The organism is Polynucleobacter sp. 73C-SIWE, assembly GCF_018882465.1.
Lineage (GTDB): Bacteria > Pseudomonadota > Gammaproteobacteria > Burkholderiales > Burkholderiaceae > Polynucleobacter.
On sequence record NZ_JACVOK010000001.1, the window covers coordinates 733,865 to 760,700 of the forward strand.

Annotated in this window: 22 protein-coding genes; 13 read left to right on the top strand and 9 right to left on the bottom strand. The window is 45.9% G+C overall.

All coding sequences use genetic code 11. The features are described 5' to 3' along the window. Window positions 1–99: 99 nt before the first annotated feature. From lptB to ICN17_RS03925, 5 genes are read right to left on the bottom strand one after another with little or no spacing between them, the layout of a single operon-like run. Window positions 100–867 carry an LPS export ABC transporter ATP-binding protein gene (gene lptB, locus ICN17_RS03905; protein ID WP_087908619.1) on the bottom strand — a complete coding sequence of 256 codons (768 nt, stop codon included), beginning with the start codon at window positions 865–867 and terminating at the stop codon, window positions 100–102. Next, entirely contained in the window at window positions 864–1,424 is a 561-nt protein-coding gene (locus ICN17_RS03910; RefSeq protein ID WP_216236215.1) for an LptA/OstA family protein, read from the bottom strand. Before ICN17_RS03910 ends, lptB begins: the two co-directional genes overlap by 4 nt. Next, complete coding sequence (gene lptC, locus ICN17_RS03915) at window positions 1,425–2,066, bottom strand: LPS export ABC transporter periplasmic protein LptC (protein WP_216236216.1); 642 nt, start codon at window positions 2,064–2,066, stop codon at window positions 1,425–1,427. Between the two features lie 3 nt (window positions 2,067–2,069). Further along, a complete protein-coding gene (locus tag ICN17_RS03920; protein ID WP_216236217.1) occupies window positions 2,070–2,642 on the bottom strand; it encodes an HAD family hydrolase in 573 nt (190 codons plus the stop codon). 21 nt (window positions 2,643–2,663) lie between these two features. Continuing rightward, window positions 2,664–3,656 (bottom strand): SIS domain-containing protein, encoded by a 993-nt coding sequence (locus ICN17_RS03925; RefSeq protein ID WP_216236218.1) that lies wholly within the window; start codon window positions 3,654–3,656, stop codon window positions 2,664–2,666. Between the two features lie 11 nt (window positions 3,657–3,667). Here ICN17_RS03925 and ICN17_RS03930 point away from each other — a divergent pair, with 11 nt between their 5' ends. Then, entirely contained in the window at window positions 3,668–5,650 is a 1,983-nt protein-coding gene (locus tag ICN17_RS03930; protein ID WP_216236219.1) for a monovalent cation:proton antiporter family protein, read from the top strand. A gap of 27 nt (window positions 5,651–5,677) precedes the next feature. Here the strand turns inward: ICN17_RS03930 and uvrA are convergent, their stop codons facing one another. Then, the gene (gene uvrA / locus ICN17_RS03935) at window positions 5,678–8,566 is read right to left on the bottom strand and encodes an excinuclease ABC subunit UvrA (RefSeq protein ID WP_216236220.1); all 2,889 of its coding nucleotides are present in this window, start codon (window positions 8,564–8,566) and stop codon (window positions 5,678–5,680) included. Between the two features lie 37 nt (window positions 8,567–8,603). On the opposite strand from uvrA, the gene ICN17_RS03940 reads away from it, so the two are divergent. Then, on the top strand, window positions 8,604–9,764 hold the full coding sequence (locus ICN17_RS03940) for an MFS transporter (protein ID WP_216236221.1): 1,161 nt from the start codon (window positions 8,604–8,606) through the stop codon (window positions 9,762–9,764). Window positions 9,765–9,835: 71 nt separating this feature from the next. Beyond that, window positions 9,836–10,291: a single-stranded DNA-binding protein gene (ssb, locus tag ICN17_RS03945; protein WP_068319607.1), complete on the top strand. Its 456-nt coding sequence runs from the start codon at window positions 9,836–9,838 to the stop codon at window positions 10,289–10,291. Window positions 10,292–10,368: 77 nt separating this feature from the next. On the opposite strand, the gene queF is transcribed toward ssb, so the two are convergent. Genes queF through ilvA form a run of 3 tightly spaced genes read right to left on the bottom strand, consistent with a single transcriptional unit; the run spans window position 10,369 to window position 13,661 of the window. Beyond that, window positions 10,369–11,196: an NADPH-dependent 7-cyano-7-deazaguanine reductase QueF gene (gene queF / locus ICN17_RS03950; protein WP_216236222.1), complete on the bottom strand. Its 828-nt coding sequence runs from the start codon at window positions 11,194–11,196 to the stop codon at window positions 10,369–10,371. A gap of 20 nt (window positions 11,197–11,216) precedes the next feature. Beyond that, window positions 11,217–12,125 (bottom strand): 5'-nucleotidase, encoded by a 909-nt coding sequence (locus ICN17_RS03955; RefSeq protein ID WP_087908608.1) that lies wholly within the window; start codon window positions 12,123–12,125, stop codon window positions 11,217–11,219. 15 nt (window positions 12,126–12,140) lie between these two features. Then, window positions 12,141–13,661, bottom strand: a complete 1,521-nt coding sequence (gene ilvA, locus ICN17_RS03960; protein WP_216236223.1) for a threonine ammonia-lyase, biosynthetic — start codon at window positions 13,659–13,661, stop codon at window positions 12,141–12,143. 134 nt (window positions 13,662–13,795) lie between these two features. On the opposite strand from ilvA, the gene ICN17_RS03965 reads away from it, so the two are divergent. From ICN17_RS03965 to ICN17_RS04010, 10 genes are all read left to right on the top strand, one after another. After that, on the top strand, window positions 13,796–17,635 hold the full coding sequence (locus ICN17_RS03965; protein ID WP_216236224.1) for an FAD/FMN-binding oxidoreductase: 3,840 nt from the start codon (window positions 13,796–13,798) through the stop codon (window positions 17,633–17,635). Next, a complete protein-coding gene (locus ICN17_RS03970) occupies window positions 17,635–18,021 on the top strand; it encodes a gamma-butyrobetaine hydroxylase-like domain-containing protein (RefSeq protein WP_216236225.1) in 387 nt (128 codons plus the stop codon). Before ICN17_RS03965 ends, ICN17_RS03970 begins: the two co-directional genes overlap by 1 nt. Next, the gene (ubiE, locus tag ICN17_RS03975; protein ID WP_216236226.1) at window positions 18,021–18,764 is read left to right on the top strand and encodes a bifunctional demethylmenaquinone methyltransferase/2-methoxy-6-polyprenyl-1,4-benzoquinol methylase UbiE; all 744 of its coding nucleotides are present in this window, start codon (window positions 18,021–18,023) and stop codon (window positions 18,762–18,764) included. Before ICN17_RS03970 ends, ubiE begins: the two co-directional genes overlap by 1 nt. Before the next feature lie 69 nt (window positions 18,765–18,833). Continuing rightward, window positions 18,834–19,742, top strand: a complete 909-nt coding sequence (locus ICN17_RS03980; RefSeq protein ID WP_216236227.1) for a Tim44 domain-containing protein — start codon at window positions 18,834–18,836, stop codon at window positions 19,740–19,742. Between the two features lie 53 nt (window positions 19,743–19,795). Continuing rightward, window positions 19,796–20,416 carry an SCP2 domain-containing protein gene (locus ICN17_RS03985; RefSeq protein WP_216236228.1) on the top strand — a complete coding sequence of 207 codons (621 nt, stop codon included), beginning with the start codon at window positions 19,796–19,798 and terminating at the stop codon, window positions 20,414–20,416. Window positions 20,417–20,419: 3 nt separating this feature from the next. Then, window positions 20,420–22,006 carry a ubiquinone biosynthesis regulatory protein kinase UbiB gene (gene ubiB / locus ICN17_RS03990; protein WP_216236229.1) on the top strand — a complete coding sequence of 529 codons (1,587 nt, stop codon included), beginning with the start codon at window positions 20,420–20,422 and terminating at the stop codon, window positions 22,004–22,006. Window positions 22,007–22,058: 52 nt separating this feature from the next. After that, a complete protein-coding gene (locus tag ICN17_RS03995; RefSeq protein ID WP_216236230.1) occupies window positions 22,059–22,712 on the top strand; it encodes a DUF502 domain-containing protein in 654 nt (217 codons plus the stop codon). Window positions 22,713–22,728: 16 nt separating this feature from the next. Continuing rightward, the gene (gene aspS, locus ICN17_RS04000; RefSeq protein ID WP_216236231.1) at window positions 22,729–24,528 is read left to right on the top strand and encodes an aspartate--tRNA ligase; all 1,800 of its coding nucleotides are present in this window, start codon (window positions 22,729–22,731) and stop codon (window positions 24,526–24,528) included. Between the two features lie 22 nt (window positions 24,529–24,550). After that, a complete protein-coding gene (gene nudB / locus ICN17_RS04005) occupies window positions 24,551–25,000 on the top strand; it encodes a dihydroneopterin triphosphate diphosphatase (RefSeq protein WP_216236232.1) in 450 nt (149 codons plus the stop codon). Window positions 25,001–25,009: 9 nt separating this feature from the next. After that, a complete protein-coding gene (locus ICN17_RS04010) occupies window positions 25,010–26,833 on the top strand; it encodes an ABC transporter ATP-binding protein/permease (RefSeq protein ID WP_216236233.1) in 1,824 nt (607 codons plus the stop codon). Window positions 26,834–26,836 lie beyond the last annotated feature (3 nt).

Genomic DNA, 26,836 nt, shown 5'->3' on the forward strand with positions numbered 1-26,836 from the left:
GAAAGGACCTTCATGAACCTCCAGCGTATCAGCGAATTTGCCGAAAACCAAGAGGGGAAGACATTTTTATTAGTTAAACGGCTCGGAAGGCCGCCCAGCTTACATCCTGAAGTTTTCGCCTAGATAGACTCTACGTACGGCGTCATTTTGGATGATTTGGTCAGGCTTACCTTCAGCCAGAACGCTACCTTCGCTAATGATGTAGGCGTGGTCACAAATACCAAGGGTTTCTCGTACGTTGTGGTCTGTAATGAGAACCCCGATTTGGCGGTCTCTCAAAAAGCGCACAATACGCTGAATTTCCCCAACAGCAATAGGGTCAACTCCAGCAAATGGTTCATCTAATAAGATGAATTTAGGTTGGGTAGCCAGAGCTCTAGCTATCTCAACCCTACGGCGTTCACCACCTGATAGTGAAAGGGCTGGGTTATTGCGAAGATGGCTAATTTGTAACTCGCCCAAGAGTTCATCAAGGCGTTTTGCAATTTCAGCTTTAGTGAGTGGCTTGCCACCTTGCACCTGAAGTTCAAGCACTGCTTGGATATTCTCAGCTACATTCAGTTTTCTGAAGACCGAAGCTTCTTGTGGCAAGTAAGACAAGCCCATACGAGCACGTTCATGGATAGGTAAATGAGTGATGTCTGCCCCATCCAAAACAATATTGCCACCATCAAGCGGCACTAGCCCAACAATCATGTAAAACGAAGTTGTTTTACCGGCTCCATTAGGTCCAAGCAAGCCAACTACTTCACCGGACTTTACTTCTACAGAAACATCACGAACTACCGTCCGCGAGCCATAACGTTTTTGTAAGTGGTGTGCACTCAGAGTTGCTGAGTTATTGGTTTGTGCTAAATCCGTTGTCATTTCTCTAATGTGGCTTTTCGTCTTGGTGAAAGGATTGCTCTAGCTACAGGCAGATCCTCCGGCTTTGCATCTGGTGGGGGTGTAACCCGATAGTACTGCTTTATATCGTCGTACTCAATTTTCCAGCCCCGCAGTTGATCAAGCATTTGCATATTGAGTAAGCGCTTAAGACCAGCATTGCCTGTCAGGGTAAGCACTTCAGTTTTAGCGTTATAGATAACCTGAGTTGCAACCCCTTGCATAAACTCATCTGCAGGTCCCTCACGACGTTGTCTAAAGCTAGCAGTCTTTTCAGGAGTGCCTTTGACATCAACAAATTCATAACCTTCAGGGTCCACCTGAATGCGGCCATCCTCACCAGTTACCAGCATGCTCCCTTTCATCAGTAGTACCTGACCGTTGAGATCATAAATTTGCTTGACATCATTTACGGAGACTTTTTCTGCTTCAAGAATGATGGGTTTATCTTGATCTGCCTTTTCTGCTTGGGTAAATCCCGTCAGGCCTAGGCTAAGCAAAAATATCAAGACAGTTGAGTAAAGAGCACGTGCGTTCATTTACTGATTTCCTCGCGGAGCTCGTTCAATGCGTCCTTTGACTTGACCAGAGAGGGTCATGCTTTGCTCAATATTATTAAAAACCCCACCTTCAGTTGAGTGCATCACAGACATGCCTTGCTCAAGCGTAATGGGTCTATCGGTCTCGATAATGTCATCATTAATCAGCACCTTGAAATAGCTTGAAGATGCTAGCATTCGGGGAGATGCAGGCTCGAAAGCTGTTGCGGCTTGTGCTGGCCGAAAAATAGATGCGTTATCAATGAGATCCAAAATGGTCAGATCGCCATCAAGGTGGCCGGTATCCGCTTTAACAGTTACAGGCGCTTTATTCGGTTGAAAGAGTCGCAGGCGAGGGGTCAGAATATCAATCGAAGCATCATCGTCATAGTGCGTTACTTTTTTACCCAAGATTCGATACTTAGTATTACCAAGTTCATTTAATGCAGACAGAGCACCATCATTGATGATGTAATCGGGCTCATGCAGTCTTACGCGCTCAAGTGCCGATTTTTCTGGTGGGGTATTTTTTCGGACCAACCAAAAGGTCGCTAGAGTGAGGGCGCCCATCAGAATCAATGGCATGAGTCGCAATAGCGTGCGCCCAATACCAAGCTTGATTGTTTGAGGATTTAATTGCATTACTTAATTGCGGGCTTTATTAAGCAGTTCTTCGTAGCGGTTTTGCGCCTTCAGAATGAGATCGCATACCTCTCGAACAGCGCTATTCCCCCCGGGATTATTGGTTACAAAATGCGCATATTCTTTCACCGCTTCATGGCCTTGCGCAGGACAAATCTTGAAGCCAGCATTTTTCATCATTTGTAAATCTGGCCAGTCATCACCCATGACGGCGCAATCTGATGGGGAAAGACCCAATGATTTAACAACCTGATCAAGGGCAATCGCTTTATTTTCCACGCCCATATGTACATGTTTGATACCCAGCTCTTCGCAACGCGCTAAAACCATTTTTGAATTTCTGCCGGTAATGATGGCAGTTGGTATTCCACATTGCTCTAGTAATTTAATTCCTAAGCCATCTTGAATATCAAATGCTTTGAGCGACTCTTTGCCATCGCTTCCAATCCATACTTGACCATTGGTTAAAACACCATCGACATCTAAAACTAACAGTTTGACCTTGCTTGAGCGTTCCCAGGCTTGTGGATACTCAGTTAGAGGATTGGTGTTGTGCGGATTAAAAGCGCTAGGCATGAAATTAAATGAGATAAAGAGTTAAATAACTTTTGCTGCAAATAAATCATGCAGGTTAAGTGCGCCTAATAGTTGACCATGGCTATCAGTAACCACTAAATGATTGATGCGATGTTTTTCCATCATCTCAATAGCTTCTTCTGCAAGCAGCGTAGCTGGGATGGTGCGCGGGCCAGGTGTGGTCGCATCCTTTAGGGTAATACTATCCAGGTTAGCTTTCTTTTCGAGTAGGCGACGGAGATCGCCATCAGTCAAAATGCCAAATACTTTTTTATCTTTATCTAAGACAACTACCATACCCATGCGTTTGGTAGTCATCTCCAGTAAGGCAGCTTGTAAAGAAGCTTCAACAGAAATCTTAGGCGTGTCATCAAAACTACGCATTACTTCACTCACGTGCATAAGTTGTTTACGACCAAGCCTGCCACCCGGATGTGAGCGGATGAAATCTTCCGCTTCAAAACCTCGTGCATCCAATAAGGCAACTGCTAATGCATCGCCCATAGCTAATGCAGCAGTAGTGCTCGATGTTGGAGCAAGATTGAGTGGGCAAGCTTCTTTTTCAACGCTAGTGTCGAGGTGCGCATCTGCTAACTTCGCAAGCGAGGAATTTGGTGCGCCAGTTAAGGCAATCAGTTTTGCGCCTGTGCGCTTGACGATTGGCACAATGGTTAACAGCTCATCAGTCTCGCCCGAATTGGATAGGGCTACAAAAACATCATCTCTGGTCACCATTCCCAAATCACCGTGGCTGGCTTCAGCTGGGTGGACAAAAAAAGCAGGGGAACCAGTAGACGCGAAGGTCGCGGCAATTTTGCGGGCAATATGACCGGATTTACCAATTCCAGAAACCACGATTCTACCTTTACAGCCATGCAGTAGTTCGACTGCAAGGACTAAGGCATCAGCATTGGCTCCTTCAAGGCGGTCGCGCATCGTTTGCAGTGCAGCAGCCTCAATAGTGAGGGTGTCGCGCGCAAGCTTTAGGGTTCGTTCACGAGTCTTAGCTATCATCGAGTAAGTATATGCCGTCAGTCCTTCAGTTAACTCTCATTCTCTTAGCCTCTGGTGTGGCCGGAGTGGTTATTTTCCGCTATTTTGGCTTACCCCCTATTTTGGGCTATTTAGCCATTGGCGTCCTGATTGGCCCCCATACCCTAGGTCTAGCGAGCGATTCAGCCACCGTGAAGTATTTGGCTGAATTTGGGGTGGTTTTCTTAATGTTCTCGATTGGCCTGGAATTTAACCTCAATAAGCTCAGGGCAATGCGCAAGATCGTATTTGGCCTCGGTGGCAGCCAAGTGATTCTCACCATGCTCTTAGCGGTTCCAGCCAGCCTTCTCATGAATTGGATTTACCCCATTTCGTGGCATGCTGCGATTGCTTTGGGTGGCGCATTGGCAATGTCTTCAACCGCGATCGTGACTAAATTGATTTCTGATCGTGCAGAACTGGAGACAGAGCATGGTCGGAATGTCGTTGGTATTTTGTTATTCCAAGATTTAGCAGTCGTCTTCTTGTTAATCCTACTGCCATCACTTGGAAAAAATCCTACAGACTTATTTGTTGCATTAACTGCTGCATCCATCAAGATCACGATTGCATTAGTGCTGATTTTCTTTATCGGCCAATCATTGATGAGTCATTGGTTTAAGTTGGTGGCTAAGTTACGCTCCCAAGAATTATTCATGCTCAACCTTTTGTTAATTGTCTTGGGCATGGCAGGACTGACTGAGCATTTTGGATTGTCTTTAGCGCTCGGTGCATTCCTAGCAGGCATGTTGATTTCTGAGACACCTTATCGTCATCAAGTGGAAGAAGACGTCAAACCATTCCGCGATGTTTTGCTTGGCCTGTTCTTTATAACGATTGGCATGCTCCTTGATTTCAATGTCATTCAAGAGCAGTGGCTTCTTGTTTTGGCATTGCTAATCGGGCCTTTAGTCTTTAAATTTTGCTTAATCGCTTTACTCTCAAAGGCCTTTGGATCAAGTACTGGCATCTCGATTAGAACCGGACTGTGTTTGGCTCAAGCGGGTGAATTCAGTTTTGTTTTGCTCACCCAAATTGATGGTTTAGATTTAATTGATCCAACCTTAAGTCAAGCAGTATTGGCAGCAATGCTCATTTCCATGTTCTGTGCCCCTTTCTTAATTGAGTACAGTGATCGCATTGCGATGCGCTTCTCTAGTAATGAATGGTTATTGCAATCATTGGCTTTAACGCGTGTTGCAGCTAAGAGTGTGCGTAATGAAAACCATGTAGTGATTTGCGGATTTGGGCGCTCGGGCCAAAGTTTAGCTCGTATGCTCGATCAAGAGAAGATTCCTTATATTGCTTTGGACTTAGATCCCGATCGAGTGAAAGAGGCCGCTGCAGCTGGTGATAACGTTGTGTATGGCGATGCTAGTCGTGAGAACTATTTGATTGCTGCAGGTCTTTCCAGGGCAAAAGCCGTAGTGATTACTTATGCCGATACTGCAGCAAGTTTGCGGGTGTTAAGACAGGTTGAACAGTTGCGTCCAGGAATGACAGTTTTGGTCCGCACTAGAGATGATGCCGATATTGCAAAATTACAGGCTGCAGGGGCTACCGAGGTGATTCCTGAGCTCATTGAGGGTAGCCTGATGATTGCCTCCCATGTATTGCTAATTATGGGTGTGCCAATGCGCAAAGTCGTTCGAAGAATTACTACTGCGCGTGAAGAGCGTTATAGCCTGTTAAGAGGATATTTCCGAGGCTCGGGTGATGATGATTTTGGGTCTAATGAGTCTTGGCGCTTGCATTCGATTACTTTGCTACCGCACTCCCAGGCGGTAGGTAAAACTTTAGGTGAGCTCGCTCTTGAGAACGAAGGTGTTAGCGTACAAGCTGTGCGTCGTAAAGAGGTAAATTCTGATTATGTGAAATTACCGCTAAGCCCTGAGTTAAGGCTTGAGGCAAACGATATCTTGGTGATCTCAGGTAATTCAGAGGCAACTGATTTAGCAGAAGCCAAATTACTCTGAGATCAATCAGCCACCTCTATTAAAAGCTTACTTTTTCTTTTTAGCGGTAACAGTTTTGCGAGTCAGTAATGGCGCTAAGTAGTGACCAGTAAAGCTAGCCTCATTTTTGGCGACATCCTCTGGAGTTCCAGTGGCAATAATTTGGCCTCCCCCAGCACCACCCTTAGGGCCTAAATCAATAATCCAGTCAGCAGTCTTAATGACATCTAGGTTGTGCTCAATGATGACAATCGTATTACCTTGTTTCTTCAGAGTTTGAATCACAGTCAGCAATAACTGAATATCGTGGAAATGTAAGCCAGTCGTTGGCTCATCCAAGATATAAAGGGTTCTGCCTGTGTCTCGTTTGGAGAGCTCAAGAGAGAGCTTAACGCGTTGAGCTTCTCCGCCGGATAAGGTGGTTGCGCTTTGCCCAAGTTTTACATAGCCCAAACCTACATCAAGAAGTGTTTTCAGTTTGCGCTTCACAACGGGAACGGCTTCAAAGAACTCATGAGCTTGCTCGATGGTCATCGACAGTACTTCATGAATATTCTTGCCTTTGTAACGAATATCTAAAGTTTCCCGGTTGTAACGTTTGCCATGACAAACATCACAAGGTACATAAACATCTGGCAAGAAATGCATTTCTACTTTGAGTACACCATCACCTTCACAAGAGTCGCAACGCCCACCCTTAACGTTAAAAGAGAAGCGACCTGCTTCATAGCCTCTCTCACGTGCTGCCGGAACACCAGCAAAAAGCTCTCTAATCGGAGTAAATAGACCTGTGTAGGTGGCTGGATTAGAGCGCGGCGTTCTGCCGATCGGTGACTGATCAACGCTAATCACTTTGTCGAAATGCTCTAGACCTTTCATGGAGTCATGTGCTGCCGGCTCTGCATTAGAGCCATAGAGATGCTGTGCAACTGCATGATGCAGGGTATCGTTAATTAAGGTGGACTTACCAGAACCTGAAACACCTGTGACGCAAGTAAGCAGTCCTACCGGAATCTTGGCGTGTACTGACTGCAAATTATTGCCACGTGCACCAATGATTTCTAGGAATCGATCATTTACCGGAATGCGTTTCTCTGGAACTGCAATCGCTTCACGGCCAGCAAGATAGGCGCCAGTTAAAGACTTTGGATTTGCCTCTACTTGTGCAGGAGTACCTTGAGCAACAATCTCACCGCCATGTACACCTGCACCAGGACCGATATCAATTACCCAGTCAGAGGCGCGGATCATGTCTTCGTCATGCTCAACAACTAAGACGCTATTACCTAAATCACGTAGATGTTTGAGTGTTCCAATCAGGCGATCATTATCGCGCTGATGTAGGCCAATTGAAGGTTCATCTAAGACATACATAACGCCAGTTAAGCCAGAGCCAATCTGGCTTGCAAGGCGAATACGTTGTGCCTCACCCCCAGAAAGAGTGTCAGCGCTGCGCTCTAGAGAAAGGTAGTCAAGTCCAACATCGTTCAAGAAGCGCAGGCGCGCGCTAATTTCTTTAACAATTTTGTCGGCGATTTCTCGCTTAGCACCCTTAAGTTCGAGGGCTTCAAAATATTCTTTAGCTTCTTTTAATGGCAATGCACTAATTTCATAAATGGCGCGAGATTGTTTCTTCTCACCCACTTTGACAAAGCGAGCCTCTTTACGCAAGCGACTGCCATTACATTCAGGACATGTCTGTACATTTTGGTAGCGTGAGAGTTCTTCGCGCACAGTCATGGAATCAGTTTCACGATAGCGACGTTCAAAGTTTGCGACGATGCCTTCAAAAGCATGTTCACGAATACTATTTTTGCCGCGTTCATTGATGTACTCAAAAGGAATGGGCACATCACCAGAGCCTAATAAGACAAGATCTTGTTGTTTCTTGGAAAGTGTTTCAAATGGCTTCTCAACATCAAAGCCGCCATGTTTTGCAAGGGTTTGCAGCAATTTAAAATAGAACTGGTTACGGCGATCCCAGCCTTTGATAGCACCAGAGGCCAGTGATAAATCAGGGTGAGCAACGATACGCTTAGGGTCAAAGAAGGATTGATGTCCAAGACCATCACAAGACGGGCAAGCGCCCATCGGGTTGTTAAATGAGAAGAGGCGTGGCTCCAATTCCTGCAGGGAGTATGAGCAAACTGGGCAAGCAAATTTGCTTGAGAAAATCATTTCTTTGCCAGTGTCCATATCGACAATCATGGCTTTGCCATCTGCCAGGCGTAGCGCTGTCTCAAATGACTCTGCAAGACGTTGCTGAATATCGGGACGCACTTTAATACGATCCACTACTACTTCGATTGAATGCTTATCGTTTTTCTTGAGTGTTGGCAGTTGATCTACTTCAAAAATTTCTGCTTTAGCGGCATTCGCGGTACCACCGCCGGAGCGCACCCGAAAGCGCACAAAGCCTTGTGCCTGAAGGTCCTGAAAGAGATCGACGAATTCGCCTTTGCGCTCGCTCACGACAGGAGCAAGAATCATCAACTTCGTATCTTCTGGCATTGACAACACGGTATCAACCATTTGAGAAACGCTTTGCGCTTCTAGTGGAAGATCATGGTCTGGGCAATGTGGTGTGCCTGCGCGCGCAAACAAGAGGCGCAAGTAGTCATGAATTTCAGTAACGGTACCTACGGTTGAGCGTGGGTTATGGCTAGTTGCTTTTTGCTCGATGGAGATTGCTGGCGATAGACCTTCGATCGTATCGACATCCGGTTTTTCCATGAGTTGTAAAAACTGGCGGGCATAGGCAGAAAGAGACTCTACATAGCGACGTTGACCTTCTGCATACAGGGTGTCAAAAGCTAGGGAGCTTTTGCCTGATCCAGATAAGCCAGTCAGGACCACCAGTTTCTCTCTAGGGATATCTAGATTGATGTTTTTGAGGTTGTGGGTGCGGGCACCGCGGATCTTAATTTCGTTATTCATGATTTTTTAGCGTAACTTGTTAATATAGCTCTTTCCCATGAATCCTTCTGAACTTCGCTCCACTCTGGCCTTAGCAGGCATCTTTGGCCTTCGTATGCTGGGCCTGTTTCTGCTTTTGCCGGTCTTTAGTATTCATGCGCAGGGCCTACCTGGTGGCGAACAGGCTTTTTGGGTGGGTTTGACCCTCGGAATATTCAATATTGTGCAGGCCTGTTTTCATATCCCTCTGGGGCGTTTATCTGACCGAATTGGCCGTAAACCAGTGGTTTTATGGGGCCTTTCCTTGTTTATTGCGGGCGCCTTGATCTCTGCTGCTAAGGATGATTTGTTGTGGATTGCCATTGGGCGGGGCGTCATGGGAGCTGGAGCGATATCAGCCGCAGTTTCTGCATGGGTTGCCGATCTTACGCGTGAACAAGTGCGTACGCGGGCTATGGCTTTGGTGGGAGGCAGCATTGCACTTTCATTCGCACTATCTTTAGTGATTGCTGCGCCAATTTATAAAGTAATTAGCCTAAGTGGAATGTTTGTTGTATTAGCGATTCTTGGGGTGATAGCAATGGTTGTGACGTATTACGTCTTACCAAGCACTCATCCTGAAGTCCAAGTTCAGCAAGCTTCCTTGAAGGAAGTATTTTTTCGTCCTGAGTTGATGCGCTTGAATCTTGGTGTATTCGTATTGAATGCAACCCAGGTGGCGATGTTCTTAGTAGTGCCGCGTTTACTAGTGCAAGCAGGATTGCCCTTGGCTTCGCATTGGGAAATTTATCTCCCAGTCGTTTTGCTATCTTTTTTCTTTATGGCACCTCTGCTGATCTTTGGTGAAAAGAAGCAGCAACTTCGCACCACTATGCTTGTTGCAATCGCATTGTTACTCATTGCTGAATTTTTATTTACGCACAGCACCTCAATTACTTCAATTGCAATTGCTTTGTTAGTTTATTTTGTGGGATTTAACTTATTGGAAGCATTACAACCATCCTTAGTGTCTCGATTTGCAAAAGAATCTAAGGGAACAGCACTAGGTGTTTACAACACCACACAATCGATCGGTTTATTTGCTGGCGCTGCTGTTGGAGGCTATTTGATGGATAGCCACGGTGATTTATCGGTCTTTATGACGGGTGCCGTGCTCTTAGTGTGCTGGCTTATAATTGCATGGTCGATGCGCGAATTACCAGCAAAGACGCAGCCGTAGCTTCATTTAATGAGTTCAAGCAAGCAATTTTTTAGCAGTAATAACAGCAGCATTTTTCTTCGGGAGACAACATGGCTTCGGTAAATAAAGTCATCATCGTAGGTAATGTAGGACGTGATCCAGAAACGCGTTATATGCCAAGTGGCGACGCCGTTACAAATATTTCAGTAGCAACATCTGATCGCTACAAAGATAAGCAAACTGGTGAAATGAAAGAAACCACAGAATGGCATCGTGTTGCATTCTTTGGCAAGCTTGCAGAAATCGCTGGTCAATACCTCAAAAAAGGTTCACAGGTTTATGTTGAAGGTCGTTTGCGGACTCGCAAATGGACTGACGCTAGTGGCCAAGAAAAGTATTCCACAGAGATCGTTGCAGAAACAATGCAAATGCTTGGTGGTAAGCCAGTAGGCGGAAGTGGTGATGGTGGCGAGAGCTATAGTCGCTCAAAGCCGGCTGAACAGTCCGCGCCTGCAGCTTCAAACGCTGCATCACTCGGCGCAATGGACGACGATATTCCGTTCTAAGTAATACCGTAATAGCAAAAACCCCTTCTAGAGTTTTCTACAAGGGGTTTTTATTTACCTAAATTTAATGAATTTCTTTACTGCCGCGCATGCCGAATATTATCCGGCCAAGGTGAATTGTGATCGGTACGAAATGGATTGATATCTAAACCACCACGTCTTGTGTAGCGCGCATACACCGATAACTTCTCTGGTTTGCATTGACGTTTGATATCGGTAAAGATGGTTTCAACACAATGTTCATGAAACTCGCCCAACTGTCTAAAGCCAATTAGGTAGCGCAACAAGCCTTCTTCTAGGATAGGCCTTCCTTGGTAGCGAATTTGCACGCTTGCCCAATCTGGCTGTCCTGTAACAGGGCAGTTTGATTTAAGCAGGTGCGACACTAAGCATTGTTCAATTGGGCCAAAGGATTCGTTTACGCCCAAGAGGCTCGGGTCTGCTGGCAAGTGAGGATCAACCTCGATATCAAGGCGATCCATCAAGATGCCACCCATTTCTTGCATACCTTTTTTAGAGCTTACTTCAGTTGGGTTGATGCGAGTGGTGATTTTGCTACCAGCGACCGCTGATAAGTCTGTAATGAGACGTTCTTTAACTTCGTTTTCGTCCTCAAAGCGAGCGCTGTTGAGGCTATTGAGATAGAGCTTGAAAGATTTAGACTCAATCATGTTTGGAGAGTCTGCAGGAATCTGAAACTCTGCCAATGCAATTTGTGGCTTACCTTTTTTATTGAGCCAACTGAGCTCAAAGGCATTCCAAATATCAACACCAACAAATGGTAATGCCTGATCTTCTTTAAGCCCTAGCTTCTTGCGGTTCTCCATTCTGGGAATTGGAAATAGCAAGCTTGGATCATACTGATCTGGGTATTGCGATGATTGTCCGAGTGGGATTGTGGCCATTAAGATTGCTTGCTGTGTAACTAGTTTTTAGGTTTATTGGATACACCTGATACGACGTGGCCTGTTGGTGCAACCGAAGCTGCAGATTGGCAGTGACCAGTTTGATCATCAAAGAAAAAATCGGGCTCGAATTCTCGTAAGAACTCACTCTTGGATAAGCCGCCTAAGAACATCGCTTCATCCACATCAATGCCCCATGCCATCAGAGTTCGAATCGCACGCTCATGTGCTGGTGCAGAACGTGCGGTGACTAGTGCAGTACGAATGCGCATCCCGTTTTCACTAGTAGAGCGTTGTAGTCGGTGGAGCGCTTCCAGTAAAGGCTTAAACGGTCCGGGCGGCAATGGAATATCAACCTTTTTACTCTCGTGATCGACAAAAGCCTCAAGCCCTTTTTTCTGAAAGACTTGTTCTGCTTCATCAGAGAATAGAACTGCGTCTCCGTCAAATGCAATGCGAATTTCGTTTGGATGAGACTCTGCAGTTTTGCTAGACTCTGGATACACCCTTGCAGCTGGGAAGCCCGCATCAATGGTTGCTCTCACATCATCTTCATTGGCAGACAAGAAAAGATTGGCATGAAGTGAGCGAAGGTAATGGTAGGGAGGGCGGCCTCTTGTAAATACACCACGCTCTAGATGTAGTCCATGGTGCTCGGCAGAGCGGAATACGCGCAAACCACTTACGGGATCATTACGAGAAAGGATGACTACTTCTACGCGTTGCTCACCTTCTTCATTAAAGGCTAAGAGTTTCTTGACTAGGGGGAACGCCACACCTTTTTGAGCTGCTTCACCGAGTCGCTCAAGCTGTAACTTCATGTAAGCGCTGTCATCACTCGATTCGAAGATGCGATTCTCTTCCTCGAAATCAAACAAGGCGCGCGATGAGATTGCGACAACAAGTTTTCCGGTGAGTGTGAAAGACATCTGATGGGTTACATCTTATTTAAGAAAGAGACGATAAGCGGGATTGTTGCTTTCATCCCAGTGGGGGTAGCCCAATTTCGCTAAAAAGGTCTGGAATTTTTTCTGCTCATTCTTCGGAACCTGAATACCAACTAAGATGCGACCATAGTCTGCGCCATGGTTGCGGTAGTGGAATAAGCTGATGTTCCAGTTAGGTGCCATGCTGGTGAGGAATTTCATCAAAGCACCTGGACGCTCTGGAAACTCAAAGCGGTAGAGCAATTCATCTTTAGCAAGTGGAGAGTGCCCGCCAACCATATGACGTAAGTGCGACTTTGCTAATTCATCATGAGTCAGATCAATGGTTGCAAACTTTGCTTTACGGAAATGTTTCGCAATTGCTTCGCTATCGCCCGCTTTTTGTGTGCTGATGCCAACGAAGATGTGAGCTTCACTTTGATCACCAATACGGTAGTTAAATTCAGTGACGTTGCGCTTGCCGAGTAGCTCGCAGAATCGTTTGAAGGAGCCGCGCTCCTCAGGGATGCTTACTGCAAATACCGCTTCACGGAACTCGCCAACGTCTGCACGTTCTGCCACAAAGCGCAGACGGCTAAAGTTCATATTGGCGCCGCAAGCTACCGCTACTAAAGTTTTCTTCTTGATGCGTTTCTTTTCAACATACTTCTTCATGCCTGCGATAGCTAAAGCCCCAGCAGGCTCAAGGATACTACGAGTATCAGTAAAGACATCATTAATCGCTGCACAAATTTCATCGGTATCGACAGTGACGATTTCATCAACCACTGTTTTACAAATACGAAACGTTTCTTTGCCAACCAATTTCACTGCAGTGCCATCTGAAAAAAGACCAACATCTTTCATCTCGATACGCTTACCTGCTTTGAGAGATTGGTTCATGGCATCGGAGTCAGAAGCTTGGACACCAATCACTTTAGTCTTTGGGCTTACTGCTTTGACATACTCACCAATACCAGCAATCAAACCGCCACCACCAATAGCAACAAATACGGCATCGATTGGTTCTTGATGTTGCGCAAAAATTTCTTGGGCGATTGTTCCTTGCCCGGCAATCACATCTGGATCATCAAATGGGTGAACAAAAGTCAGACCCCGTTTTTTACCCAAGAGCTCTGAATGTTTGAATGCATCACTGTAAGACTCGCCGTGCAGGATGATTTCTACCCAAGAACCACCTCTTGCTTTCACTGCATCAATTTTCACGCTCGGGGTAGTCACCGGCATCACAATGACGGCTTTGCATTTCATTTTGGCTGCAGAGAGGGCAACGCCTTGCGCATGATTGCCTGCGGAGGCCGCAATAACCCCGCGCTTTAAGGCTTCTGCTGGTAAATGGGCCATTTTGTTATAGGCACCACGCAGTTTGAAGGAGAAAACCGGCTGGTTATCTTCTCTTTTCAGTAGGACTTGGTTGCCCAAACGTTTGGTGAGTTCGGGGGCGAGCTGGAGCTCGGTTTCTCTGGCTACGTCATAGACGCGAGCCGATAAAATTTTCTTTAAATAGTTCGTTGCCATCTAATGAGCGTACCACGGATGGCCCCTAAGCCCTTAAATTTGCAAGGGTTTATAACTTTGGGGAGCAGCTTTCACCTTTTCCTGCCACTATCAGGTTCGCTCAATTAAAATGCTTATTTATCAAATATGTTGCTATGAACGCCCCATTAGCTTTGAACCAGTTGTTGGATGCTGAGGCGGGTTCCCCCCGTCTCCGTGAAATTCCCTACAACTACACCTCCTTTTCTGATCGTGAGATTGTTATTCGCTTGCTGGGCGAGGAGTCTTGGCGTGTTCTGAATGACTTGAGGGGCGTCCGTCGGACCGGCCGCTCTGCGCGTATGTTGTTTGAAATCTTGGGCGATATTTGGGTGGTTCAGCGCAATCCCTTTTTGCAGGATGACTTGCTCGATAGTCAGACTCGTCGGAAACAATTAATTGATGCTTTATGGCATCGTTTGGGCGAGGTCAAAAAACGAAATAGCGGCGATTCGGTCGAGCAAGTAGAAATTTTATTAAATGCCGCTTATCGCGCTATTGAAAGTTTTCAAAACGGCTTTAAAGAAGTTGAGCAAATTCGTAAACGCGCTCGCAAAGAATTAGGCCGTCACACTGCTGCTGACAACATTTGTTTTGATGGCGTCTCACGTGCTGCGCACGTAACAGATGCTACTGACTGGCGCGTTGAGTTTCCACTAGTAGTGCTGAAGCCTGATTACGAATCAGAAATTCCTGGCCTGGTTAAGGCCTGCGTGGAACTGGGTCTCACCATTATTCCTCGTGGCGGCGGTACTGGTTATACCGGTGGCGCGATTCCGCTATATGCCATGTCTGCAGTGATTAATACTGAGAAGTTGCAAGATATCGGTGGCGTGAAGACGAAGCATCTGCCTGGCCTCGACCATGAAGTGGCTACTATATTTACGGGAGCGGGCGTTGTAACCCGTCGTGTAGCTGATGCTGCAGAGCATGCTGGGCTGGTGTTTGCGGTTGATCCTACATCTGCGGACGCAAGTTGTATCGGCGGCAATATTGCCATGAATGCTGGCGGTAAAAAAGCAGTGCTCTGGGGCACCGCTCTTGATAATCTTGCTAGTTGGCGTATGGTGGATCCACAAGGTAATTGGTTGGATGTTGAGCGTCTTGAACATAACCTTGGCAAGATTCATGATGCTGCATTAGTACGTTTTCAATTAACTTGGTCTGATGGCAATAGTGAGCCTGGCCAACGTATTCTGAAAACAGAATTATTAGAGATTGAAGGCAAGCGTTTTCGTAAAGAAGGTTTAGGCAAAGACGTTACCGATAAGTTTTTATCTGGATTACCTGGCGTACAAAAAGAAGGTTGCGATGGATTAATTACCAGCGCAACTTGGATCTTGCATCGCATGCCAAAGTACATGCGCACTGTTTGTCTTGAGTTCTTTGGGCAGGCGCGCGAGGCAATTCCAAGTATTGTCGAGATCAAAGCTTACCTCGATGGTTTAAGTAAGCAAGGTGGCCCGATTTTGGCTGGTCTTGAGCATTTAGACGATCGTTATCTGCGCGCAGTTGGCTACTCTACAAAATCCAAGCGTAATAGTCTGCCAAAAATGGTGTTGATTGGTGATATTGCTGGTGACAACGAAGAGGCAGTTGCGGCCGCAACTAGTGAAGTAGTACGTATGGCAAATCTGCGTGTTGGCGAAGGCTTTGTTGCGGTCAGCGCAGAAGCGCGCAAGAAATTCTGGTTAGATCGCGCACGGACAGCTGCTATTGCTCGTCATACTAATGCATTTAAGATCAATGAGGATGTCGTGATTCCCTTACCGCGCATGGGCGAGTACACCGATGGCATTGATCGTATCAATATTGAACTGTCCCTCAAAAATAAATTACAAGTATTAGATGGCCTTGAAGCCTTCTTGAAAAAGAGTGCTTTGCCACTAGGCAAGAGTGATGCTGAGTATGAGATCCCAACTGCAGAGATCTTGGGAGATCGTGTTCAACAAGCCTTAGAGCTGATTTCCAGGGTACGTACCCGCTGGGCTGATTGGCTCACGCAAATGGATACTTGTTTCCCGCAACTACAAAACTACAGTTTGCGTGCTTCATGGAAAGAGGAAGTGCGCTCTGAGCTACGCATTATTTTTGGTGGCCTAGCATTCGAGCCTATTCTTGCTGAGCTTGAGGCAATTCATAAAAATATTCTACGCAAGCGTGTCTTTGTTGCTTTGCACATGCATGCTGGTGATGGTAATGTACATACCAATATTCCAGTGAACTCTGACGACTATGAGATGTTGCAGGACGCACATCGTGCAGTAGATCGCATCATGAAATTAGCCCGCTCATTAGATGGTGTGATCTCTGGTGAGCATGGTATTGGTATTACTAAGCTTGAGTATCTGACTGAAGCTGAATTAAAAGATTTCCGTAGTTATAAGAACCGCGTTGATCCTGAAGGTCGCTTTAACAAAGGCAAGTTGATGCCACATGCTGACCTGAGTATGGCCTATACGCCTAGCTTTGGTTTGATGGGGCATGAGTCCATCATCATGCAACAAAGTGATATTGGGGCGATTGCCGATAGCGTAAAAGATTGTTTGCGTTGCGGCAAGTGCAAGCCAGTGTGCGCAACACATGTACCACGTGCAAACCTTTTATATAGCCCACGTGACAAAATTTTAGCTACTTCATTGTTGATTGAAGCTTTCTTGTATGAAGAACAAACCCGTCGTGGCGTCTCGATTCGTCACTGGGAAATGTTTGATGACGTAGCAGCGCATTGCACTGTTTGTCATAAGTGCTTAACACCTTGTCCAGTTAAGATTGATTTTGGTGATGTGACTATGAATATGCGCAACCTCTTGCGCAAGATGGGTCAGCAGCGTTTCAATCCAGGTACTGCAGCATCGATGTTCTTCTTAAATGCGACAAGCCCAGAATCTATTCGTTTGGCTCGTAAGACCATGATTGGTTGGGGTTATAAGCTACAGCGCCTTGGAAACGATGTTTTGCGTAAGTTTGCAAAACAGCAAACAGCGCATCCTCCTGCAACAGTAGGCAAGCCGAGCGTTAAAGAGCAGGTCATTTTCTTTGTCAATAAGAAGATGCCAGGTAATTTGCCCAAGAAGACTGCGCGCGCATTATTGGATGTTGAAGATGCAAACTATGTGCCTATTATTCGTGATCCGAAAACAACTTCTGCAGATACTGAAGCAGTGTTTTACTTTCCTGGTTGTGGATCTGAGCGTTTGTTCTCTCAAGTCGGTTTAGCTACCCAAGCAATGCTTTGGAATGTGGGTGTACAAACAGTATTGCCACCAGGTTACTTATGCTGCGGCTATCCACAGCGCGGTAATGGCGATTTTGATAAGGCCGAGAAGATGATTACGGATAACCGCGTGTTGTTTCACCGCGTTGCTAATACTCTGAACTATTTAGATATTAAGACGGTCGTTGTTTCTTGCGGCACTTGTTATGACCAATTAGCTGGTTACCAGTTTGAACAGATTTTCCCGGGTTGCCGCATCATTGATATTCATGAATTCTTGGCAGAAAAAGGGGTCAAGCTATCTGGAGTAACGGGCGTGAAGTATATGTATCACGATCCTTGCCACTCTCCAATGAAACTACAAGATCCTTTGAAGACGGTGAACGAACTAATTCAATTGGAAGATGGCAAAGCGATTCCGAAGAATGATCGTTGTTGCGGTGAGTCTGGAACCCTAGCGGTTACTCGTCCAGATATTTCTACACAAGTACGCTTCCGCAAGCAAATTGAAATGGAAAAAGCTGCCAATGAGCTACGTAAAGATGACTTTACTGGCGCTGTCAAAGTGCTCACCAGTTGCCCATCTTGCTTGCAAGGCTTAAGTCGCTTTGATGCCGATAGTGATACCACTGCAGATTACATCGTGGTTGAAATGGCTCAAAAATTATTGGGTGACAACTGGATGCAAGACTACGTTACCAAAGCAAATCAAGGTGGTATTGAAAGGGTCCTTGTTTAATGATTCCAACTAATATTGTTGTTCATCAGCAGTCCAAAGTTCTGGAGCTTTCTTATGAGAATGGCTCTACCTACCGTTTACCTTTCGAATTATTGAGAGTGCTCTCTCCTTCGGCAGAGGTGCAAGGTCATGGTCCCGGGCAAGAGACTTTGCAAACTGGAAAACGTGATGTTTTAATCGCCAGTCTTGAGCCTGTTGGGCATTACGCACTAAAGCCCAGTTTTTCTGATGGCCATGATTCAGGTCTTTACTCTTGGGACTACTTGCAATATTTAGGTGAGAACCAAGAAGAGTTATGGAAAGAGCATTTAAATAAGTTAGCGGCTGCCGGTCTTGATCGTGATGCACCCATGAGTCAAGCTGGCCACTCTTGTGGAAGTCACTAATGAGTAAAACCCACTTCGGTTATCAAAGCGTTGATGAGGCTGAAAAAGCCGGGAAGGTTGCTGAGGTATTTCATTCGGTAGCCAGCAAATATGATGTGATGAATGACTTCATGTCTTTTGGCTTACATCGTGTATGGAAAAAAATCACCATTGCCCGAGCAAATGTTCGTCCTGGACAAAAGATTCTCGATATCGCTGGTGGTACTGGCGACCTCGCAGCTGCATTTGCAAAAGCGGCTGATTGGGGTAGTAATCCCGATGCCCAAGTTTGGTTGAGTGACATTAATGCATCTATGCTGGGCGTTGGACGTGATCGTTTGTTAGATCGCGGTATGGCTTTACCTTGCGTTCAGTTCGATGCCGAAAAGATTCCGTTTCCAAATAATCATTTTGATGTTGTCACCGTGGCATTTGGTTTACGCAATATGACTCATAAAGATGTTGCTCTTGGCGAAATGTGTCGCGTGATCAAGCCTGGTGGTCGGGTATTGGTGCTTGAGTTTTCGAAGCCTGATGCCTTTTTGCAGCCTGTATATGACACTTATTCCTTCAAGGTTTTGCCTTGGTTGGGTGAGAAGATTGCCCAAGATTCGGAAAGCTATCGCTATTTGGCCGAATCTATCCGAATGCACCCGGACGCAGAAACCCTCAAAGAAATGATGTTAGGCGTGGGTTTTGATGAAGTAGAAACCCATAGGATGACTGGGGGTATCGTTGCCTTACATATTGGTATTAAATACTGATAGTTGTATAGTTTTTAAGTTCTTAAAAACTAACGCAGTTAAGCAGTTATAAGAAGGGGTCAAAATTAAATGAATAAGCATTTTTTCAAAGCAGTACTACTAAGCCTTACTTTGGTATTTGCATCAGTTGGTCATGTTGATGCTGCTCGTTTGGGTAATGGTAAGAGTGTTGGAAAAGCACCAAGTGCACCAATGCAAAAACAAGCTGCTCCTGCACAAAAACCTGCACAGCAAGCTCAGCCAGCTGCTCCTGCGCCCGCTCCACAAGCTCCAGCGCCTAGTCGCTTCGGTGGCATGGGTGGTCTTTTGGGTGGTTTAGCAGCAGGCTTGGGTATTGGCTATCTCTTGTCGCATTTTGGTCTTGGTGAAGCTGCATCCTCCATGATTACTGGACTTCTCATTGCAGTGTTGGCTGGCTTTGCCATTATGTTTGTGATTCGCAAAATGTTGCCAGCAATGTCTGGCGCTGGGAATAACGCTAATGTGCCAACGGGCATGCAGCGAACCAGTACTCAGCAAACTCCGAGACAGGAGCCTGCATTCACTCCAGCAGCCAATGCATTTGGTGGCGTGAGCGCTGAGCCAGAATCATTTCAATCGACGCTGCCACCAGGTTTTGACGAACGTTCTTTCCTTGAGAATGCAAAGCAATACTTTGCTACTTTGCAAAAAGCTTGGGATGACGGCGATCTTGCCTCTTTGCGTGAATTTACGACTCCTGAAATGTTTGCCACTATTCAGCAGGACCTAGCAGGGCGGACTGATAGTACGAATCAAACGGATGTCGTTACTATTAACGCTCAGCTAATCGGTATTGAGACTGCCGACGCGCATTATTACTGTAGCGTTCAGTTCAGCGGCATGATTCGTGAGCAGTCAGGCGCCCCGGCAAGTGACTTCTCTGAAATTTGGAACTTAAGTAAGCCCGTTGAGGGTCCTGGAGGCTGGGTACTAGCGGGTATCTCGCAGTTAGTTTAAGCTCTAGGTACTTTCCATTGGAAAACCCGCACTTGTGCGGGTTTTTTACACTCATGAACACGCATTTATCCTCTACCCATACCATTGCCGCTGGCGCTGCTTGCCGAGGGATTAATCATGTATTAGGTAGTGAGCCATGGGCATCTGCAGAATTAGCGAAGCATGCTGGCAAAACAATATTGCTTGGATTACCACTCGGCGAGCTTTGCTTTGAGATTGCGCCTACTGGTTTCTTGAATACTCTTAAGGAAGCCCATAATCCTTCTCTCACTCTCGAGGTTTCAAGTAAGGCCTTAGGAGACTTAGCAGGAAGTTCGGGTGGTTTGCGTGAGCAAGCTTTCAAAGCTGTAAAAATTACTGGTGATGCAGATTTAGCTCAGTTAATAGGTCGCTTAGCAGGTCAGTTACGCTGGGAATACGAAGAAGATTTAGCTCGCCTGGTTGGTGATGCGCCAGCAAACTTTGCTGTACGACAAGGTAAGAAGTTTGTCTCCGCATCTCGTTCTGCTGCCTCTGATTTACTGGAAAATGTGATTGAGTATGTCAGTGAAGAAAGAAAAGTACTTTTGAATAAACGAGACTTTATGGCGCATAAATCTGAATTGAATGATTTGCGTGAATCAGTAGACCGCTTAGAAAAGCGTATTCAATTCTTAGAGCAAAAGGCTAGATAAATCGTGCGTCGAATGGCTCGCCTCTTCTTTATCTTCTTTACTGCTTGGCGTTATGGCTTGCTCCCCCTCTTGCGCGACATTCTTAAGCCCGGGGTTAGTAAGGGTGCTCTCACAGTAATCTGCTGGACTTCACCTGGTGGCGATTTGCCAAGAGGTCAGCGTATTCGTTTGACGCTAGAAGCTCTTGGACCAATCTTCGTGAAATTTGGGCAAGTGCTTTCTACACGTCGAGATTTGTTGCCAGAAGATATTGCTAATGAGTTAGCAAAGTTACAAGATCAGGTTCCGCCGTTCTCTAATGAGGAATCTCGGCGCTTAATTGAGAAAGCGCTTGGCCAGCCGATTGAAGAAGTCTTCATTAGCTTTGATGCTACGCCAGTAGCGAGCGCTTCAGTTGCTCAAGTGCATTTCGGAACCTTGCACGCTACTGAAAAACATCCCGAGTGGGAAGGTAAGGCTGTAGCCATCAAAGTCTTGCGCCCTGGCATTCTGCCGGTGATTGAAGGTGATCTTGCCTTAATGTATGACTTGGCAAAGATTATTGAAAAAAGTTCTGAGGATGGTCGTCGATTAAAACCACGCGAGAACGTTGCCGAGTTCGATACTTATCTGCATGATGAATTAGATCTGATGCGTGAAGCAGCAAATGCCAGTCAACTGCGCCGGCAATTTACAGGCTCGAATCAGTTGATGATCCCTGAAATGTATTGGGATCTGTGCCACACCAATGTCATCGTGATGGAGAGGATGTATGGCATCTCCATTGGCAGAACTACAGAGTTACGAGCAGCTGGAGTAGATTTTAAAAAACTAGCTGCCGATGGCGTAGAGATTTTTTTCACGCAAGTGTTTGAGCACGGATTTTTCCATGCAGATATGCATCCTGGAAATATCATGATTAGCTTAGAGCCAGAAACATTCGGGCGCTTTATCTCACTGGACTTCGGTATTGTGGGCGCGCTGAGCGAGTCTGATAAAAATTATCTCGCACTGAATTTCTTGGCATTCTTTAACCGGGATTACCGTCGGGTTGCGGAGTTGCATATTGAATCCGGATGGGTCCCCGCCAATACTCGGGTTGAAGAATTAGAGGGGGCAGTACGTTCAGTTTGTGAGCCATACTTTGATCGTCCTCTCAAAGAAATTTCTTTAGGCATTGTGTTGATGCGTTTATTCCAAACATCGCGCCGCTTCAAAGTAGAAATTCAGCCACAGTTAACGCTCTTGCAAAAAACCCTTTTGAACGTTGAGGGACTGGCCCGCGAATTAGATCCCGATCTAGACCTTTGGAAAACTGCCAAGCCTATTTTGGAAAAATGGATTAGCAAGCAGTTGGGCTGGCGCGGCTTGATCGATGGCTTGAAGGAAGAGGCGCCTTCCTGGGCCAAGATTTTGCCAACTTTGCCTCGCTTGATTGCTGATGCCCTTGTTCAAGGTCGCAATCAGACAAAAGACCAAAATGGCGAGTTAGAGGTCTTAAAGGCACTTTTGGCTGAGGAAAGACGTACTCACCGTCTTCTGGTGGGTGCTTTGCTCTTTGCTGGGGGCTTTTTGGCCGGAATTTTGATCATCGGCCTAGGCATTTATTAGTCTTTAGATGCTTGGCCTCTAAACCGCTAAAATAGCGGGCTAGGCAGAACACATGAAAAAATACTTTATAGCAGGCATCCTTGTTTGGGCACCACTATCGATCACCGTTTGGGTGATTGCGTGGGGCTTGGGTTTGCTCGATGGTGTTTTTGGGTCAGTCATGCATGCCATCATGGTGGTTCTTCCACGTGATGCGGCATTAGACGTACAGCATTTCCGAGACTTGCCAGGTGTGGGAATTTTGATTGTGATTGCAGTCATTATGCTCACTGGATTGCTTGCGATTAGTTTTGCTGGCCAATGGTGGTTAAAGATTTGGGATAAGTTTGTAAACCGAATTCCAATTGTGCGTTCGATCTACTCGAGCGTTCAGCAAGTTTCATCTACTTTATTTTCTGGAAGTGGTCAGGCCTTTAGTAAAGCCCTATTGATTCGCTATCCACACGCTGATTCTTGGGTCATCGCTTTTCAAACTGGAGTGCCAGCAAGAGAAGTTACAGCGAAATTGGGTGAGGATTATGTCAATGTATTCTTACCGACTACCCCAAACCCAACCTCCGGTTTTTTTATGATTGTGCCGCGCGCACAAACGATTGAGCTTGAGATGAGCGTAGAGGAAGCATTGAAGCATATTGTTTCTATGGGCTCTGTGCCACCCAATAGTTCTAGTGGTTTGACTCCACCACAGTCACCACGCCATTTTTGATTTATAGGAAATTGTTATGTCGATGCGAAGCCATACCTGCGGACAGGTAACCGATTCACTGATTGGTAAAGAAGTCACCCTTGCTGGATGGGTTAATCGCCGTCGTGATCACGGAGGCGTGATTTTTATTGACTTGCGTGACCGTGAGGGCTTTGTCCAGGTAGTGTGTGATCCAGATCGTCCTGAGATGTTTGCTTTAGCTGAGCAAGTACGCAGTGAGTTTTGCATCCAGATTAAAGGACTCGTGCGCGCACGTCCTGCTGGCACAGAAAATGCTGATTTGGTGAGTGGAAAGGTAGAAATTCTTTGTCACGAGCTTGTGATTTTGAATGCTTCTGTAACCCCTCCATTTCAGATTGATGATGAAAACTTATCCGAGACAACTCGGCTTACTCATCGTGTCTTAGATTTACGCCGTCCACAAATGCAAAAGAATTTGCGTTTGCGTTACAACGTTGCGATGGAGTGCCGTCGATATTTAGACGATGCTGGTTTTATTGATATCGAAACACCGATGTTGACCAAGAGCACTCCAGAAGGTGCGCGTGATTATTTGGTTCCTTCACGGGTTCATGATGGTCAATTCTTTGCATTGCCACAGTCGCCACAATTATTTAAGCAGTTATTGATGGTGGCCGGCTTTGACCGTTACTATCAAATCACTAAATGCTTCCGCGATGAAGACTTGCGCGCGGATCGTCAGCCTGAATTTACGCAGATTGACTGTGAAACAGCATTCTTAAGTGAATTAGAAATTCGTGAGCTCTTTGAAAACATGATCCGTCATATTTTCAAGAAGACGATGAATGTCGAGCTGCCTAACCCATTCCCAACCATGCCTTACTCAGAAGGTATGGCGCGCTTCGGATCTGACAAACCAGATCTACGGGTCAACTTTGAGTTCACCGAGTTGACTGATTTGATGAAAGACGTTGATTTCAAGGTCTTCTCCGGCGCTGCTAATCAAGAAGGCGGCCGTGTTGTAGGTTTATGCGTGCCGGGTGGCGCAGAGATAAGCCGAAGTGAAATTGATGACTACACCCAGTTTGTCAGCATCTATGGCGCCAAAGGTTTAGCCTGGATTAAGGTGAATTCGATTGCTGAAGGTCGCAATGGTTTGCAATCCCCCATCGTGAAGAATCTTCATGATGCAGCGATCGAGGGGATTCTGAAGCGCACTGGGGCAAAAGATGGCGACATCATTTTCTTTGGTGCTGATAAAGAAAAAGTAGTGAATGATGCCATTGGCAATTTACGTCTACGCATTGGTCAATCTGCCTGGGGTAAAGGACATGGGCTCTTTACTGAAGGTTGGAAGCCATTGTGGGTCGTTGATTTCCCAATGTTTGATTACGACGAAGGTGAAGCGCGTTGGGTAGCTTGTCACCATCCGTTTACCAGCCCCAAAGATGAGCATATGAAGTATTTGGAGTCTGATCCAGGTAAGTGCTTGGCAAAAGCTTATGACATGGTTCTCAATGGCAGTGAAATTGGTGGAGGCTCAGTACGTATTCATCAAGAGGCTGTTCAGAGTCAAGTATTTCGTGCCTTGAAGATTGGTGCTGAAGAGGCGCAAGCCAAATTTGGTTTCCTGTTAGATGCCCTTCAATATGGCGCTCCTCCACATGGTGGTATCGCTTTTGGTCTTGATCGCATCGTAACAATGATGACCGGTGCTGAATCCATTCGTGATGTGATTGCTTTCCCTAAGACACAGCGTGCGCAGTGCTTATTGACTCAAGCTCCTAGTCCAGTAGATGAGCGTCAGTTACGTGAGTTACATATCCGTTTACGCCAAGCCGCTCCTGCTGCTTAAAACATTTTAAGCAGCACCTATCTTGAAAATCCCCATTTCGGTTTTAGTAGTTATTTACAAATCGAATAGGGATGTTTTATTGATAGAACGCGCAGATCGTCCGGGCTTCTGGCAATCGGTTACTGGCAGCTTAGATGCTTTGGATGAAGATCTTGCCTTAGCAGCTACTCGTGAGGTTTTTGAAGAAACGGGTATTGCAGTAGATCAGCTTGCTGCTGGATCTTTGCGCAATTTGCACCATCAAATTGAGTATGAAATTTATCCAGATTGGCGTTTTCGTTATGCGCCTGGCGTTACTCGCAATATCGAGCATTGGTTTGCGCTCGAAGTCCCAGAAAATATTCAAATCCAGCTTTCTCCTAGAGAGCATGTCGCGTTTCAATGGCTGCCTTTCGAAGAGGCTGCTAAGAAATGTTTTTCCCGTAGCAATGGCGACGCTATTCTTAAATTCTTTTCCGAGAAGAAGGAATAAGATAGAGCGATGAGACCATCATCGGGACACCACCATGGAAGTACATACTCCAAGCCCACACAGGGAAGTGATTGGAAGGTTATTCGCGATTTAATTCCTTATTTACTGGAATATAAATTTAGAGTTGCAATTGCTCTCGCTTGTTTAGTAGCTGCTAAGGTTACCAATCTTGGCATCCCCATTTTGCTTAAGCGTTTAATTGATGATTTAAACCTCAAGGCAGACTCTCCACAGGTCTTGCTCGTAGTTCCAGTGGCACTCATTCTGGCTTATGGGCTCCTCCGAATGGCTGCATCCTTGTTTGCTGAGTTGCGTGAGTTTCTCTTTGCCAGAGTGACCCAAAATGCTGTCCGTAAGGTAGCTCTGCAGGTCTTTGAGCACTTGCACGCCTTAGCACTAAGCTTTCATCTGGCTCGTCAAACCGGAGGCGTCAGTCGGGATATTGAGCGTGGTACTCGCGGCATTCAGTCGCTGATTTCGTATTCGCTCTATAGCATCCTGCCAACACTAGTTGAATTCATGTTGGTCTTGGGCTATTTGGCTTATTCATATGATATTTGGTTTGCAGCCATTACTTTATGCGCCTTGGTTTTCTACATTGTATTTACTGTAGTAGTAACAGAGTGGCGCACCCATTTTCGTAAGACCATGAATGACATGGATTCAAAGGCAAATCAGAAAGCCATTGATTCATTATTAAATTTTGAGACTGTGAAGTATTTTGGTAATGAGGCTTTTGAGGCTAGTCGTTACGATAAAAATTTAGTGCGCTACCAAGCTGCTGCTATTAAGTCGCAAAAATCTTTAGCAGTCCTCAACTTTGGCCAGCAAACAATCATCGCTATTGGCTTAGTCTTAATTTTGTGGCGCGCTACGCTCGGTGTAGTAGATGGCACCATGACTCTTGGCGACCTAGTCCTGGTAAATACTTTAATGATCCAGCTGTATATTCCCCTCAATTTCCTGGGTGTGATTTATCGCGAGATCAAACAATCTCTGACAGACATGGAGCGGATGTTCTCCCTACTCAATACTGATAAAGAAATTTCCGATTCACCTAACGCGCATCCTTTGCAGATTGATAATCATGGTCATGGCCCAGATGTTTGCTTTGAAAATGTCTCTTTCCACTATGACGCTAAGCGTGAAATTCTTCGTGATGTGAGTTTCACTATTCCGGCAGGAACGATTACTGCGGTGGTTGGACAAAGTGGTGCAGGTAAGAGTACTTTAGCGAGATTGTTATTCCGTTTTTACGATGTGCAGTCTGGCAAGATCTTGATTGATCATCAAAATATCCAAGATGTGATGCAAGCTAGCCTACGTAAAGCGATCGGCATCGTGCCACAAGATACGGTCTTATTTAACGACACTATTGGCTATAACATTGCTTATGGCAATCCTTCTGCCTCAATCGAAGAGGTGCACGAAGCTGCCAGAGCGGCACAAATTGATAGTTTTATTAAACGCCTGCCAGACGGCTACGATACCCAGGTAGGCGAGAGGGGCTTGAAGCTTTCTGGTGGTGAAAAGCAGCGTGTAGCAATTGCGCGTACTTTATTGAAAAAGCCAGCAATGCTGATTTTTGATGAAGCAACTTCTGCCTTAGATTCCAAGACGGAAAGGGCTTTTCAGGAAGAATTGCTTGGCCTAGCTAAAAATCGCACCACTCTGATCATTGCACATAGGCTATCTACCATTATTCATGCCGATCAAATTCTGGTCATGGAGCATGGGCAAATCGTTGAGCGGGGCACTCATCTAGAGTTGTTGGCAGCCCAGGGAAAATATGCTGAGATGTGGCAAATGCAAGAACGCGCTGCTCTTGATTAGAAT